Here is a 15,390-nt window from a genome sequence, read left to right on the forward strand (position 1 = left end):
CGGCCCACCTGTGGCGGTCATCGCTATGACGGTCGATCAGCGGTTCGGCCACCTCGGGCCAAACCCATGCGGTCCGGGCTTCCCCACAATGGGCGCCGATGCTTCACCCGTTCGGAGGATTGCTCGGTCAGAACCGCCCATAGCGCCCGAATGCTCGCTACATTCACGCCGATTCCCGACAGGGGGCGCCGCCACAGGCAGCCGAAGTGCTGGTGGAGCCGGTACGGCGTCCGAGAGGTGTTGACTGACTATGCCCCAACGGCCTGCAACCGACAGCCCGGCGTACGGACCGCTCGACCCGCTCGACCAGCACCGAGGTCCGGTCGGCCGGGCCCTTCCGGACGCCCCCGAGGCCCTGGCCACCGACGACATGCGGCTGCCCGTGCAGGTCGCGACCGCACGGCACCGGAGCGCCCCGGCGCCCGCGGAGGCGCCCGTCGCGCCCACGCCCGCCCAGTCCCCGGCCACCGCCCAGTCCCCGGCCACCGCTCAGCCCCCCGCGCCCGCCCAGTCCCCGGCCGCCGCTCAGCCCCCCGCGCCCGCCCAGTCCCCGGCCGCCGCTCAGCCCCCCGCGCCCGCCCAGTCCCCGGCCCCCGCCCAGCCCTCCGCGCCGGCCGCCCCCGCCGGCCCGGCCCCGCAGAACGGCCAGCTGGCCGCCCTGATCGAGGAGGCCGGGTTCTCGCACGCCGGCCTGGCCCGCCGGGTGGACCAGCTCGGTCTGGAGCACGGCCTGGACCTGCGGTACGACAAGACCTCGGTCACCCGTTGGCTCCGCGGCCAGCAGCCGCGCGGCGCCACCCCCGCGCTGATCGCCGAGGTGTTCACCCGCCGGCTCGGCCGCCGCCTCACCGCCCAGGACCTCGGCCTGGACGCCTGCGCCCCGGTCTACGCAGGCCTGGAGTTCGCCGAGACGCCGCAGGAGGCGGTGGACATCGTGGCGAGCATGTGGCGCAAGGACAACGGCCCGCAGTCCGAGCTGCGCCGGATCGCCTTCACTCCGGCCGGCCTGGTCGTCCCCAGCCGGGACTGGCTGATCGGGCGCACCGACGAGCGGGTCGCCCGGGACGGATCCACCCTGCCCCGACCCGATGCCGGCCCGGGGGCGGCGTCCGTCGGGCCGGCCGGGCCCGGGGGAGCCGCTGCACCCCCGGCGCGCGGCACGGCGCCCGCCGCGCCGTCCGTCCGGAACTCCGCCGGGGCGCCGGCCGCCCCGGTCTCCGCCAACCCGGCCGCCGCCGCCGCGCTCGGCCGGGTGCCGACCCAGAGCCGCCGCCCGCCCGTCGCCGTCGAGCCGCCGTACACCGACCCGGCCCGCGACCCGAGGCCGGCGCTGCGGGTCGGCCGCGGCGACATCGCCGCGATCCGCGCCGTCGGGGACCTCTTCCGAGCGCTGGACCACGCCTACGGCGGCGGCCACGCCCGCCAGGCGCTGGTCCGGTACCTGGAGAGCGAGGCCGAGCCGATGCTGCGCGGCCGCTACGGCGAGCAGATCGGGCGGGCGCTCTTCGGGGCCGTCGCCGACCTGACCAGGCTCGCCGGCTGGACGTCCTTCGACATTGCCGCGCACGGCCTGGCCCAGCGCTACTTCGTCCAGGCCCTGCGGCTCTCCCAGGCCGCGGGGGACCGCGCGCTCGGCGGCTACATCCTGGTGACGATGAGCCAGCAGGCCGTTCACCTCGGCCACGGCCGGGAGGCGGTCCAGCTGGCCCGGGTCGCCCAGCAGGGCGTGGGCACCGCGGTACCGCCCACCGTGCAGTCGCTGCTGCACGCCGCCGAGGCCCGCGGGCACGGCCTGCTCGGCGACGTCCGGTCCTGCACCACCGCGCTGGTGCGCTCCGAGCGGGCCCTGGCCGGGGCCCGGGTCGGCGACGAACTGCCCTCCTGGGCGCGCTACTTCGACGAGGCGCAGCTCTCCGACGAGTTCGCCCACTGCTACCGCGACCTCCAGCAGTGGCGGACGTCGGCCCAGCACGCGGAGAAGTCGCTGCGGCTGCGCTCGCCCGCCTACGCCCGCAGCCGGATCTTCTGCCGGCTGGTGCTGGCCACCGCCCGGCTCGGCATGGGGGACTTGGACGAGGCGTGCACCATGGCCACCGATGCGTTGCGGGCCGCCGGGGAGATGCGCTCGGCCCGTTCGCTGGAGTACGTCCGGGACTTCCACCGCCGGCTCACTCCCTACCGGGGCAGCCCGGTGGCCCGCGCCTTCGAGGAGACGGCGCGCCAGGCGGGGGTGATCTGACGGCGGGCCGGGCCGGGGCCGGCCGGGTGCGCCGCCCGACCGGCCGGCCGCGGCTACCAGCTCTCGGCGTTGACCCGCTGCCGGTCGCCCTCGGTGGCGGGCGGGCGGACCGTCCCGCGCAGCCGCTGGGCCAGCAGCGGGAAGGCCAGGACGGAGAGCATGCCCGCGCCGACCAGCGCGGCCGCGGTGGAGGACGGCAGGTGCCCGGCGTCCACCTCGATCGTGGTGATCACCACGACCAGCGGCAGCGCGGTCGCGCCGTAGAGGCCGAGCGCCGCCCGGTCGCGCCGGCCGAGTCCGATCGGGGCGAGGAGGGCGGCCGGCAGTCCGCGCACGGTCAGGAGCAGCAGCAGGAAGACCGGGACGAGCAACAGGTGGCCCGGGTCCCGGAGCAGCGCCTCCAGGTCGAACTTCATCCCGCTGACCACGAAGAACACCGGGACGAGGAACCCGAAGCCGATGCCCTCCAGCTTGGCCTCGATGACCTCCTCCTCGGCCTCCGGGACACCGGTGAGCAGCAGGTGGGAGACGATCCCGGCGGTGAACGCGCCGAGCAGCATGTCCAGATCGAGCCAGATCGCGGCGGACACCATCGCGGCGAGCACCAGGATCACCGTGCGGATCGCGAACTGGCCGGAGGTGCGCAGGGTCCGGCGGATCAGCCGGGTCATCCAGTCCGGCCGGGGCCGGCGGGCGCAGCCGACGGCGGCCGCCGTGATCACCGCGAAGGCGGCCAGGATGACGGCGGTCCGGAGCGGGCTGTTGCCGCTCAGCAGGATCGCGACCGCGATGATCGGCCCGAACTCGCCGATCGCGCCGGTGGCCATCACCAGCGAGCCGAACGGGGTCGGCAGCTCCCCGGCGTCCCGCAGGATCGGCAGGATGGTGCCGAGCGCGGTGGTGGTGAGGGCGAGTCCGGCGAAGGCGCCGTTCAGCGGGTTCCGGTTGACCATCGCGCCCACGCCGAGTGCCACCACCAGGGACACCAGCCACGCGGCGCCCGCCCGTTTCAGCGGGCCGCCGCGCAGCTTGGCGAAGTCGATCTCGTATCCGGCCAGGAACATCAGCATCGCCAGGCCGAACTCCGAGAGCGTGTCGACCAGGCCACCGACCTGCGTCCAGTCCAGTACGTCGGGCCCGATCAGGACGCCGAGCACGATCTCGAACACCACCGTGGGGACGGCGACCCACCGCAGCAGCCGGTCGGCGAGCAGCGGTGCGACCACGGCGGCGGCCGGGATCAGGATCAGCGCGAGCGGATCGACCTGGCAGCCGGCGCTCACCGGGCGACGGGCCCGGGGTTCTGGACGGAAAGCATCCGATTAGCGGTCATATCGGGATACTGGCGCGCCGCGGCCTGCCGCCTCGGTAGGCCTCCGGGCGCGTGTTTACGCCGCCGCCTCCGCCTCTCGGGCGGCGGCCGGCAGCCCGAGGTCGCGCACCACGGCCTGCGCCGCCCGCCGCCCCGAGACCAGCGCGCCCTGGACGCTGCTGGTGTCCCGGTGGTCGCCGCAGACGTAGAGCCCGGCCAGCAGTCGCACCGGGCGCCGGCTGTTGTGCGGCGGCGGCATGGCGGGCACCGCGTCCGGGACGTGACGCACGCTCAGGAACTGCCAGCCCTTGGCCGGGGCGCCGTACAGCTCTGCCAACCGCGCGCGAACCGCGGGTTCGAGCGCGGCCGGTCCGCCGGCGTCGAAGGACCGCCGCCCCAGCACCGTCGTGGCGACCAGTGCCTGTCCGGCCGGGGCGTACGAGGGGTGCAGCTCGCTGAGCACCAGGGAGTGCGAGACCAGCGGCGGGTGGCCGTTCGGCCGTTCGCCGTCCAGCAGCAGCACGGCCTCGGCGATCGGCGCCCGGTCCGTCGCGTGGTAGAAGGTCGTGACGGGGTGGAAGTCAGGCAGGCGCAGCCCGGGCAGCAACCCGGCGGCGGAGCGCGCGTCGGTCGCCACCACGACGGCCTGGGCGCCGATCCGGCCGTGGCCGGCGGTCTCCACGCCGTCGGCGGCTATCGAGGTGACCCGCACTCCGGTCCGCAGGGTCCCGGCCGGCAGGTCGGCGGCCACCTGGGCCGGCACGGCCGCGATCCCGTCGGCGGGCAGACAGAGCCGGCCGCGCGCGTAGCAGCGCAGCACCAGGTCGGCGATCCGGCTGCTGGTGCCCAGGGCCGGGTCGCTGAGCAGGGCGCCGAGCAGCGGCCGCAGGAAGCCGTCGACGGTGCGCGGGGCGAGGCCGCGTTCGCCGAGCGCGCGGGCGGTGGTGGTCTCCGGCCGCGCCTGCAGTCGGCCGGCGGGGGTGGCGGCCAGGCGGCTGAGCCAGCTGCCCAGCCGGGCCTTGTCCAGCGGACTGCCGAGCGGTGCCCGGGAGGCCGCCTGTCGGGCGGCGGTCAGCTGCGGATCCCCGGCGCGGTACCGGCGGCCGCCGCTGTACACGAGCACGCCGGGGGCGAGCGGGTGCAGGTCGAGCCGGTCGAGGTCGAGCGCGCGGCCCAGCTCGGGGTAGGCGGTGTTCAGCAACTGGCTGCCGTGGTCGAGCCGGAACCCGTCCAGCTCGCGGGTGGCCATCCGGCCGCCGATCCGGCCTGCGGCCTCCAGGACCTGGACGGTCAGGCCGTGGCCGGTCAGCGCGCGGGCGGCGGCCAGGCCCGCGAGTCCGGCGCCCACCACGACGACGTCCGGATCGGACTGTCGGCGGGTGCGGCGAGTGAAGTCGTATGTGGGCACTGGCGTGCTCCCTCCCTGGTCCCGGAGCTTCGGCCGACGCAGGCAGCGGGGTGCCGGGACACGGTCCGACGATGTGATGCCCAGTCAGTGTGAGCGTCAGACAAGCACGCCGGACCCGATCCGGGCCCCGGATAGGGTTCGACAGCATGCGGTGGGGGTGCGGTCACGCACGGTGCGCGCAACCGGCCGGGTTCGGGGTCGGCGGGCGCGCACGGTCACCAGGGGCGTGCGGCGCGCCTGTTGCGTGCTCCTGTGCGCCCCCTCCCGGAGCCCCGTCCGAACCCCGCTCGGCATATGCCCCCGGCCAGGGCGGATGCCGTACGGGGCGTACGCGGGCCCGCCCGCACGGGGTGCCGCACCGGGAGCACCGGGCCTACCGCACCGGGTCTACCGTGCGCGGCCGCCCTGAGCACCCCGCCCGCCCGGCCTCCCCGGCGACGCCCGCCCCGCCGCTGCAACGCCGCTACAGCGCCGCCCGCACCGCCGCGTCCACATCCGGGTGCTCGAAACGGAAGCCGGCCTCCAGCAGCCGCCGCGGCACCACCCGGTGGCTGCCGGTCACCTCGACCGCCAACTCGCCCAGCACCGCCTTGAGCACCGCCTCCGGCACCGGGAACGGCGTCGGCCGCTTCAACACCCGGCCGAGCGCCGCCGTCAGCTCGGCGTTGGTGACCGGCTCCGGCGCGCTGAGGTTGAACGCGCCGCTCAGGTCGTCCCGGTCGAGCAGGAACCGCAGCGCCGCGACCTCGTCCGCCAGTGAGATGAAGCTCCAGTACTGCCGGCCGTCGCCGAGCCGCCCGCCGAGTCCGAGACGGAACAGCGGGAAGAGCCGGCCGCCGGCCCCGCCGGCGGCCGAGAGCACCAGCCCGGTGCGTGGGTGGACCACCCGGATCCCGGCCCGCTCGGCAGGCCGGGCGGCAGCCTCCCACTCGACGCAGACCTCGGCCAGGAAGTCGTCCCCGACGGGGGAGTCCTCGTCGATCACCCGGTCGCCGGTCTGTCCGTAGATCCCGACGGCCGAGGCGCTGACGAAGACCCGCGGCGGCTCCGGGAGCTCCCCCAGCGCGACGGCCAGGGTCTCGGTGCCGAGCACCCGGCTCTCCCGGATCTCCCGCTTGTAGGCGTCCGTCCACCGGTGGTCGCCGACCCCGGCGCCCGCCAGGTGCACCACCGCCTCGACGCCCGCCAGCCCGGCCCGGTCGACCTGCCCCAGCAGTGGGTTCCAGCCGATCGCCGTCGTCCCGTCCGGCTGCGGCCCGGTTCTGGAGCGGTGCCGGACCAGCCGGACCACTTGGTGGCCGTCGGCCAGCAGCGAGCGGACGAGTGTCGAGCCGATCAATCCCGTGGATCCTGTGACCGCGATGCGCATGGGGCCATCCTTACAGCACCGGGCGGCCGGAATTCCGTGTACGCCCCGGGTGCCGCTGATTAGCATGACGCGCATGTACGACGAAGATCTGATCATCCGTCCCGCGCAGACCGAGGACGAGAAGGAGCTCTCCGAACTCAACCGGGCCGCCTGGTCCTGGCAGAGCGACGTCGCCCCGCAGCCGCCCGAGGGTGACGGGGTGTTCGACGAGCGCCACACTCCGGACCAGTTCCTGCTCGCCCTGCTCGACGGCCGGATCGTCGGCTACATCCGGGTGGTTGCGCCCACTCCGCTGGCCAGCAACCGGCACGTGCGGCAGATCCAGGGCCTGGCGGTCTCCTCCTCGGCCCGCGGCCGGGGCATCGGCCGGGCGCTGGTGGAGGCGGGTTGTGCGGCCGCCAGGGAGCAGGGGGCGCGCCGGGTCACCCTGCGGGTGCTGGGGCACAACGCGCCGGCCCGCCGGCTCTACGAGGCCTGCGGCTTCGTGGTCGAGGGCTCGCTCGCCGAGGAGTTCCTGATCGACGGCCGGTACGTGGACGACATCTGGATGGCCCGTTCGCTGGCACCCTGAGCCCCCGGGCCCTCCCGCGCCACATGACGGCCCCCGCGTCCCGCCTCCCGCGCCACGTGACGGCCCCCGCGTCCCACCTCCCGCTCCGCGCGCAGAGGTTGCTGACTGGTCGTCAGATCGACTGTGAGGGTGGTGCAGACTCGTGACAAACCCAACCTGTCTGGAGTAGTGCCGCGCCGGGTACCGTACGGCCGTGAGCAACTCGACGCCTCCCGGGTGGTACCCGGTACCGGGTACGGACGGCACAGCCGGTCATGAGCGCTGGTGGGACGGCAACGCCTGGACCAGCGACGTCCGCCCCGTCCAGGCGGGCGGCGGCGGGCTCGCCGACGCCCCGACGCAGGTCTCCTGGCAGACCCCGCAACCGCCGGCCTCCGTCTCCCCGCCGCCGGCCCCCGTCTCCCCGCCCGCCTACGGGTACGGCGCCCCGCAGCAGGGCGCGCCCGGTTACGGCTACCCGGCGCAGGACCAGCAGGGCTACGGCTACCCGCAGGGCGGCTATCCGCCGCCGCCACTGCAGTCCGGCCGGATGAAGCCGGGTGTGGCCGTCGCGATCGTGGTCGGGGTGCTGGCCGTGGTCGGTGTGGTGGCCGCGATCGCCCTCAACAGCGGCGGCGATCCGAAGGCGGACCCGGCGCCCGTGCCGACGGTCACCGTCACGGACGTCCCGAGCCCGTCGCCGACCCGCGGCCCGGCCACGCGCACGCCCGCGCCCACCGCCACTCCCACCCCCGTGCCCAGCCTGCCGCCGGTGCCGGTGGTCAAGGACACCGCCGCCGACGCCCAGCACGCCATCACGGTGCCGATCTTCCAGGGCTGGGACGCGCAGACCGACACCACGCACTCGACGGTCTTCCTGGGCAGCGGCCGCTACACCTGCCCGACCGGCGGCTCCTGCATCCGGGGCCAGTTCTCGGTGGAGAAGGACACCATCGCGGGGGCCTCGGCCCGGGCGGCGGCCGAGGCGGCGATGCCCACCTACGCGGCGGCGATCTTCACCGGCATCACCTCGCACACCGATGCCGGCTCCGCCAACACCACCGTGGCGGGCGTCTCGGGCTACGTGGTGCGGTGGCACATCACCACCTCGGACGGCACCAAGGGCTACATCCTGCTGGCGGCCGTCCCCGCAAAGGGCGGTGGCTTCGTGGCCTTCGAGGGCGGGGTGGACGACGCCGCGGGCGCGCCCGACCCCACCGTGCTCGACCAGATCCTCAAGGGCATCAAGCAGGACGGCAGCGCCTCCGGCTCCGGAACCTGAGCCGGAGGCCCCCGGGCCGTCCCCGGCGGCGCCCGGTCCCCGGGCCGTCACCGGCCGCCGTCCCGGGTCAGTCCCCGTAGCGCTCCCAGAGCTTGGGGAACCGTTTTGCCATGGCCTCCGGGTCGTCGAAGTCCAGGGCGGCGCCGGACGGCCGCGCGGGCTGTCGCTCGCCCACCTCGGGCAGCGGAAGCCCGGTCAGCTGCTCGTACGCCTCGTCGGCCGCGTAGCCCAGGTCCTCGGCCTCGCCGTCCTCCTCCTCGTCGAAGTCGGGGAGCAGGTCGGCCAGGTCGTCCGGCTCGTGCAGCCCGCCCTCGAACACCTCCCGCCCCTGGCCGATCAGCCAGCAGCGGAAGTAGTCGAAGGTGTCCTCGGAGGCGCCGTCCAGCAAGAGGTAGGCAGCGCCCCACAGGTCGGAGCGGTAGGCGCGCTGGAACCGGGCCTCGAAGAGCCGGGCGAAGTCGATGACGTCGTCCGGGGTCAGTTGGACGAGCCGTTCCACCAGCCGTTCCGCCTGCTCGTCGGGGTCGCCGTCGGCGTCCTCCCGGGTGTCGTCGATGATCTGCCAGAAGTCGGTCTCGTCCATCACCGCTCCAGCATCCCTGTTCGCCCGCGCGATCGCATGCGATGGGCTCGGCGAAACGCGGGCGGACGCGGCCGCCGCCGGCGCCCACGAGCGGACAACCACCGTGCTGCCGGCGCCCACGGGCGGACAACCACCGTGCTGCCGGCGCCCACGGGCGGACAACCACCGTGCCACCGGCGCCCGGCGGGCGGACCGAACGCGGAACCCCGCGCCGTCCGAGGACGACGCGGGGTTCCGTACTGCCGTGGCTGCCTCGCGGGCTGCTGCCTTACAGGCCGAGCTCGACCTCGAACTCGCCGGCCTCGAGGATCTCCTTGACGGCCACCAGGAAGCGGGCGGCGTCGGCGCCGTCCACCAGGCGGTGGTCGTAGGAGAGCGACAGGTAGGTCATGTCGCGGATGCCGATGGCGGTGCCGCCGTCGGCCTCGATGACGACCGGGCGCTTGACCGTCGCGCCGATGCCCAGGATGGCGACCTGGTTCGGCGGCACGATGACGGTGTCGAACAGCGCACCGCGCGAGCCGGTGTTGCTGATGGTGAAGGTCGCGCCGGACAGCTCGTCCGGAGTGATCTTGTTGCCGCGCACCTTGCCGGCCAGCTCCGCGGTCTTCTTCGAGATGCCGGCGATGTTGAGGTCGCCCGCACCCTTGATGACCGGGGTCATCAGACCCTTCTCGGAGTCCACCGCGATCCCGATGTTCTCGGAGTCGAAGTAGGTGATGGTGCCCTCGGCCTCGTTGATGCGGGCGTTGATCACCGGGTGGCTCTTCAGTGCCTGGGCGGCGGCCTTGACGAAGAACGGCATCGGGGACAGCTTCACGCCCTCGCGGGCGAGGAAGGCGTCCTTGGCCTTGCCGCGCAGCGAGATGATCTTGGTGACGTCCACCTCGACCACGCTGGTCAGCTGTGCCTGCTCGTGCAGGGCCTTCAGCATGTTGTCGCCGATGGCCTTGCGGATGCGGGTCATCTTGACCGTCTGGCCACGCAGCGGGGACGGCGCGGCGGCGGCCTTCGGCGCGGCGGCCGGGGCAGCGGCGACGGGGGCCGGAGCGGCCTTCGCGGCCTCGGCGGCGGCGATGACGTCCTGCTTGCGGATGCGACCGCCGACACCGGTGCCGGTGACGGAGGCCAGCGTGACGCCCTGCTCGGCGGCGAGCTTGCGCACCAGCGGGGTGACGTAGGCGTCACCGCTGTCGGTGGCCGGCGCGGCGGCGACGGGAGCCGGGGCGGCGACCGGAGCGGCCGGAGCCACCGGAGCCGGAGCGGCGACCGGGGCAGCCGGGGCGGCGACGGGGGCCGGAGCCACCGGGGCCGGGGCCGGGGCGACCGGAGCGGCCGGAGCCGGAGCGGCGGCCGGGGCGACCGGAGCGGCCGGAGCCGGAGCGGCGGCCGGGGCGACCGGAGCCGGCGCAGCGGCCGGAGCGGGAGCGGCAGCCGGGGCCGGTGCGGCCGCGGCCGCACCCGGGGCGCCGATCAGCGCGAGCTGGGCGCCGACCTCGGCGGTCTCGTCCTCGCCGACCAGGATCTTCACCACGACGCCGGCGACCGGCGAGGGGATCTCGGTGTCGACCTTGTCGGTGGAGACCTCGAGCAGCGGCTCGTCGACCTCGACCGTCTCACCCTCGGCCTTCAGCCAGCGGGTGACGGTGCCCTCGGTGACCGACTCGCCCAGCGCGGGCAGCAGCACCGGGGTGGCGTCGGCGGCCGGAGCGGCGGCCGGGGCGGCCGGAGCCGCCGGGGCCTCGGCGACCGGGGCGGGGGCGGCGGGCGCCTCCGCGACCGGTGCGGCGGCCGGGGCCGGAGCGGCCTCGGCGGCCGGGGCCGGAGCGGCGGCGACCGGGGCGCCGGAGCCGTCGTCGATGATCGCCAGCTCGGCGCCGACCTCGACGGTCTCGTCCTCGCCGACCTTGATCGAGGCCAAGATGCCCGAGGCCGGGGCCGGGATCTCGGTGTCGACCTTGTCGGTGGAGACCTCGAGCAGCGGCTCGTCGACCTCCACACGCTCACCCTCGGCCTTCAGCCAACGGGTGACGGTGCCCTCGGAAACGCTCTCGCCCAGCGCGGGCAGTGTTACTGAGACCGCCATGGTTTCAGCGACTCCTATCAAGTCTTGCGTACTGGAATGGGGGGTGTGGGGCGCGATCAGTCGTGCGCGTGCAGCGGCTTGCCGGCCAGCGCCAGGTGCGCCTCGCCCAGGGCCTCGGACTGGGTCGGGTGGGCGTGGATGAGCTGCGCGACCTCGGCAGGCAGAGCCTCCCAGTTGTAGATCAGCTGCGCCTCGCCGACCTGCTCGCCCATCCGGGCGCCGACCATGTGGACGCCGACCACGGCGCCGTCCTTGACCTGGACGAGCTTGATCTCGCCGGCGGTCTTCAGGATCTTGCTCTTGCCGTTGCCGGCCAGGTTGTACTTGAGGGTGACGACCTTCTCCTTGCCGTACAGCTCGACGGCCTTGGCCTCGGAGATGCCGACGGAGGCCACCTCGGGGTTGGAGTAGGTCACGCGCGGGACGCCGTCGTAGTCGATCGGCACGGCCTTGAGACCGGCCAGGCGCTCGGCGACCAGGATGCCCTCGGCGAAGCCGACGTGGGCCAGCTGCAGGGTCGGGGCGAGGTCGCCGACGGCGGAGATGGTGGGCACGTTGGTGCGCATGTACTCGTCGACGAGCACGTAGCCGCGGTCCATCGCGACGCCGTTCTCCTCGTAGCCGAGACCGGCCGAGACCGGGCCGCGGCCGATGGCGACGAGCAGCAGGTCGGCGTCGATCTGCTTGCCGTTCTCGGTGGAGACGCGCACACCGGTCTCGGTGTACTCGACGCCGGAGAAGCGGGCCTTCAGCTCGAACTTGATGCCGCGCTTGCGGAACGCGCGCTCCAGCAGCTTGGAGGAGTTCTCGTCCTCCAGCGGGACCAGGTGCGGCAGTGCCTCGACGATGGTGACCTCGACGCCGAAGGACTTCCAGACCGAGGCGAACTCGACGCCGATCACGCCGCCGCCGAGGATCACGGCGGACTTCGGGATGCGGTCGAGCTTGAGCGCGTGGTCGGAGGAGATCACGCGGTCGCCGTCGATGGTCAGGCCCGGCAGCGACTTCGGCACGGAGCCGGTGGCGAGGACGATGTGGCGGCCCTCGACGCGCTGGCCGTTGACGTCCACCGAGGTCGGCGAGGAGAGCTTGCCCTCGCCCTGGATGAAGGTCACCTTGCGGGAGGCGACCAGGCCCTGCAGGCCCTTGTACAGGCCGGCGATGACGTCGTCCTTGTACTTGTGGACGCCGTTGATGTCGATGCCCTGGAAGGTGGCCAGCACACCGAACTCGGCGGCCTCCTTCGTCTCGTCCGCGATCTCGGCGGCGTGCAGCAGTGCCTTGGTCGGGATGCAGCCGCGGTGCAGGCAGGTGCCGCCCAGCTCACCCTTCTCGACCAGGGCGACGCTCAGACCCAGCTGAGCGGCGCGGAGCGCCGCGGCGTAACCGCCGCTTCCGCCTCCGAGAATGACTACGTCGAAAACGGTGCTGGCGTCGTTCGCCACGTCACGTCCTCCATGCAATGGGGTGGGTCGCCGGGCCGGTCGCGGTCCGGTGGGTCGGAAGCCTTTGTGGGGCGCCCAGTCGTGCCGGAAATACATCTTCGCACTTGTTCGCGGCAGCTGATGTCCGGGTCCGCCCCAGGGGTGTCCCGAAGGGTGGTCACGGGGGCGGGAATGCCCTCGACGGAAGGGCATCATCGCAGCTCAACGCGGGGTTGACAGCGGCGGGGGCGCCGTTTCGGGCAGGCCGGACCATGCCCGGTTCCGCACTGTGGAACAAAGTTTCGCCCGCAGCGAACAGAGGTGCGGGCCGGGTCCCGCTTTCTACCCGCAGGTAACAGCGCCGCGGGCGGGATCGCGCACACCGAGCGTTCGCGCACACCGAGCGTTCGCGAACGCCGAACGGGTCGCGAACGCCGAGCGGGCCCGGGAAGGCGGACGGGGTCCGGCGCGTTCGCGCCGGACCCCGTCCACCCGGGACCCGGATCAGGCCTTGTCGCCCGCCGCGGTCCGCTCGGCGAAGCGGACCAGGGTGCGCACCGCGCTCGCGGTGCCGCCCTTGGGGGTGTAGCCGAACGGCGCGCCCTCGTGGAAGGCCGGACCGGCGATGTCCAGGTGGGCCCAGTCGATGCCCTCGGCCACGAACTCCTTGAGGAACAGGCCGGCCACCAGGCCGCCGCCCATCCGCTCGCCCATGTTGGCCAGGTCGGCGATGGTCGACTCGGTCATGCCCTTGCGCAGCTCGGCCGGCAGCGGCATCGGCCAGGACTGCTCGCCGGCCTCGCCCGCGACGGTGTGCAGGGTCTCGCGCAGCTCGTCGTTGTTGGCCATCACGCCGAAGGTGCGGTTGCCCAGCGCCAGCATCATCGCGCCGGTCAGCGTCGCCACGTCGACGATCACGTCCGGGTTCTCCTCGCCGGCCCGCACGATGGCGTCGGCGAGCACCAGGCGGCCCTCGGCGTCGGTGTTCAGCACCTCGACGGTCTTGCCGCCGTACATCTTCAGCACGTCACCCGGGCGGGTGGCGGTGCCCGACGGCATGTTCTCGGCCAGCGCCAGCCAGGCGGTGACGTTGACGGCCAGGCCCAGGCGCTTGGCGGAGACGACGGCGGCGAACACCGCGGCGGCGCCGGCCATGTCGCACTTCATGGTCTCGTTGTGGCCGGCCGGCTTCAGCGAGATGCCGCCCGAGTCGTAGGTGATGCCCTTGCCGACGAACGCCAGGCTCGCCTTGGCCTTCGGGTGGGTGTACGCCACCTTCACCAGCCGCGGCGGGTTGGCCGAGCCGTTGCCGACGCCGAGCAGGCCGCCGAAGCCGCCCTTGAGCAGCGCCTTCTCGTCCAGCACCTCGACCTTGAGGCCGTGCTCCTTGCCGGCCGCCTGGGCGATCGCGGCGAAGATCTTCGGGTTCAGGTCGTTCGGCGCGGTGTTGACGAGATCGCGGGCGCGGTTCATCTCCTCGCCGACGACCAGGGCGCGCTCGACGGCGGCCTTGGCGTCCTTGCTGCCCTTGCGGGCGGTCAGCAGCACCAGCTCGCCGACCGGCTCCTTGGCGCTGCCGTTGCCCTTGTAGGTGCCGAAGGAGTACGCGCCGAGCAGGCCGCCCAGCGCGACCGCCTCGACCTCGTCGGCGGACTCGACCGGCAGGGCCAGCCCGGCCTTCTTGCTGCCGGCCAGGGTGCGGGCGGCGACACCGGCGGCGCGGCGCAGCGTCTCCAGGCCGTAGCCGCCGTCGGCGGCCTCGCCGAGGCCGACCGCGAGCACGAGCGCGGCCTTCAGGCCGGCGGGGGAGGGGACCTTGACGGCCTCGCCCTCGGCGCCGGTCGCGCCCAGGGTGGTGAGGACCTCGGCCAGCTTGCCCTCGAACGCCTCGCTCACGGCCTCGGCGCCCGGCGCCAGCACGATGCCCTTCGGGCCCTTCGCCACACCGATCACCAGCGCGTCCGTGCGCAGCGAGGCGGCGGAGGAGGTGCTCACAGACAATGCAGTCACGTAATGCGTCCTGTTCTATCGCGGTCCACGGCACCGGTGACGGCACGGCTGCCGCACCGGCGCAGCCCGGGGCCGCCACTGCGGGCCGTCCCGCCGGCGCGGGTCCGGTCCGGGGCCCCTGGCGCGTGCGCCCACCGATCCCGGCGGCCGCACACACCAGAAACCCCGGCTCCTTGACGCGCGTCGGCCGGGCTGGACCTGCAACGGTGCAGGGCTGCGGTGCTCCCCGCATGGTAGTCCGCATGCTGGGATCACGCGCCGCCCGGTGCCCCGCCGTCCGGTCCGGGGCCCGTAGGTGCGCCTCAGCCCAGCAGTGCGAGGGCGAACACCGCGCCGGTCGCGGCGGTCTCGGCCATCGCGCCGAGGACGTCGCCGGTGATGCCGTCGAACCGGCGTACGCAGCGCCGCAGCAGCAGCCAGGAGCAGCCGAGGCCGACCGCAACGGCCAGTGGCAGCCGCAGAACTGACCATCCGTCAAACAGGCCGAGAGCGGTCAGCAACAGCGCCGAGCAGGCCGTCGAGGCCGCCGCCGCGCCCAGCGGCACGGTACCCGCCACCATCGCGCCGAGCCCGCCCGGACGGGCGGCCGGCACCGGGCGCGCGCAGCCCCAGGCGAGTGCGCACCGGGCCGCCGTCGCCGAGGCGAGCACCGCGAGCGCGCCGCGCGCCGGGGACGCGTCGAACTGCCCGGCCAGTGCGGCGATCTGGGCCAGTAGCACCAGCACCAGGGTGAGTACGCCGAACGGCCCGATGTCGGACTGCTTCATGATGCGCAGCGCGTCCTGCGCCGGCTTGCCACTGCCCAGACCGTCGGCGACATCGGCCAGACCGTCCAGGTGCAGGCCCCGGGTCAGCGCGGCCAGGACGCCGACGGCGGTCACCGAGCCGAGCAGGCCGCCCGCGCGCCAGGCCACCGCCGCTCCCGCGCCGGCTGCCAGGGCGCCGAGCGTCAGGCCGACCACCGGCGCCGCCGTCATCGCCCGGCCGGCCGTCGGGCGGTCCCACCGCTCGACCCGCACCCGCAGCACGGAGAGCGTGCCGAACGCGAACCGCAGCCCTTCACCCCAGCCGGCCGGTGCCTCCGGTGACCCGTCCCGCATGGCCCGCCGCTCCTCATGTCCGTACGT

Annotated in this window: 11 protein-coding genes; 3 read left to right on the forward strand and 8 right to left on the reverse strand. The window is 74.4% G+C overall.

The features are described from left to right. Positions 1-250: 250 nt before the first annotated feature. Positions 251-2,239, forward strand: coding sequence for a regulator (locus AB0J08_RS06715; RefSeq protein WP_360627951.1), 1,989 nt, complete (start codon positions 251-253; stop codon positions 2,237-2,239). Between the two features lie 53 nt (positions 2,240-2,292). On the opposite strand, the gene AB0J08_RS06720 is transcribed toward AB0J08_RS06715, so the two are convergent. The 3 genes from AB0J08_RS06720 to AB0J08_RS06730 form a co-directional block, all read right to left on the reverse strand. After that, the gene (locus AB0J08_RS06720; protein ID WP_360627954.1) at positions 2,293-3,522 is read right to left on the reverse strand and encodes a cation:proton antiporter; all 1,230 of its coding nucleotides are present in this window, start codon (positions 3,520-3,522) and stop codon (positions 2,293-2,295) included. 105 nt (positions 3,523-3,627) lie between these two features. Continuing rightward, on the reverse strand, positions 3,628-4,959 hold the full coding sequence (locus AB0J08_RS06725; RefSeq protein ID WP_360627957.1) for an NAD(P)/FAD-dependent oxidoreductase: 1,332 nt from the start codon (positions 4,957-4,959) through the stop codon (positions 3,628-3,630). A gap of 463 nt (positions 4,960-5,422) precedes the next feature. Beyond that, positions 5,423-6,328, reverse strand: coding sequence for a TIGR01777 family oxidoreductase (locus tag AB0J08_RS06730; RefSeq protein WP_360627960.1), 906 nt, complete (start codon positions 6,326-6,328; stop codon positions 5,423-5,425). 73 nt (positions 6,329-6,401) lie between these two features. On the opposite strand from AB0J08_RS06730, the gene AB0J08_RS06735 reads away from it, so the two are divergent. Beyond that, on the forward strand, positions 6,402-6,899 hold the full coding sequence (locus AB0J08_RS06735) for a GNAT family N-acetyltransferase (RefSeq protein ID WP_360627963.1): 498 nt from the start codon (positions 6,402-6,404) through the stop codon (positions 6,897-6,899). A gap of 193 nt (positions 6,900-7,092) precedes the next feature. Continuing rightward, a complete protein-coding gene (locus AB0J08_RS06740) occupies positions 7,093-8,160 on the forward strand; it encodes a DUF2510 domain-containing protein (protein WP_360627966.1) in 1,068 nt (355 codons plus the stop codon). Between the two features lie 67 nt (positions 8,161-8,227). On the opposite strand, the gene AB0J08_RS06745 is transcribed toward AB0J08_RS06740, so the two are convergent. The 5 genes from AB0J08_RS06745 to AB0J08_RS06765 all read right to left on the reverse strand — a co-directional run bounded on the left by AB0J08_RS06745 (position 8,228) and on the right by AB0J08_RS06765 (position 15,363). Then, complete coding sequence (locus AB0J08_RS06745; RefSeq protein ID WP_360627969.1) at positions 8,228-8,743, reverse strand: DUF4240 domain-containing protein; 516 nt, start codon at positions 8,741-8,743, stop codon at positions 8,228-8,230. Between the two features lie 268 nt (positions 8,744-9,011). Beyond that, on the reverse strand, positions 9,012-10,829 hold the full coding sequence (gene sucB / locus AB0J08_RS06750) for a 2-oxoglutarate dehydrogenase, E2 component, dihydrolipoamide succinyltransferase (protein WP_360627972.1): 1,818 nt from the start codon (positions 10,827-10,829) through the stop codon (positions 9,012-9,014). Positions 10,830-10,885: 56 nt separating this feature from the next. Further along, complete coding sequence (gene lpdA / locus AB0J08_RS06755) at positions 10,886-12,292, reverse strand: dihydrolipoyl dehydrogenase (RefSeq protein ID WP_360627975.1); 1,407 nt, start codon at positions 12,290-12,292, stop codon at positions 10,886-10,888. A gap of 465 nt (positions 12,293-12,757) precedes the next feature. After that, on the reverse strand, positions 12,758-14,263 hold the full coding sequence (locus AB0J08_RS06760) for a leucyl aminopeptidase (protein WP_360627978.1): 1,506 nt from the start codon (positions 14,261-14,263) through the stop codon (positions 12,758-12,760). A gap of 302 nt (positions 14,264-14,565) precedes the next feature. Beyond that, a complete protein-coding gene (locus AB0J08_RS06765; RefSeq protein WP_360627981.1) occupies positions 14,566-15,363 on the reverse strand; it encodes an adenosylcobinamide-GDP ribazoletransferase in 798 nt (265 codons plus the stop codon). Positions 15,364-15,390 lie beyond the last annotated feature (27 nt).

Source organism: Kitasatospora sp. NPDC050463 (assembly GCF_040655255.1).
In the GTDB taxonomy this organism is placed as follows: Bacteria; Actinomycetota; Actinomycetes; order Streptomycetales; family Streptomycetaceae; genus Kitasatospora.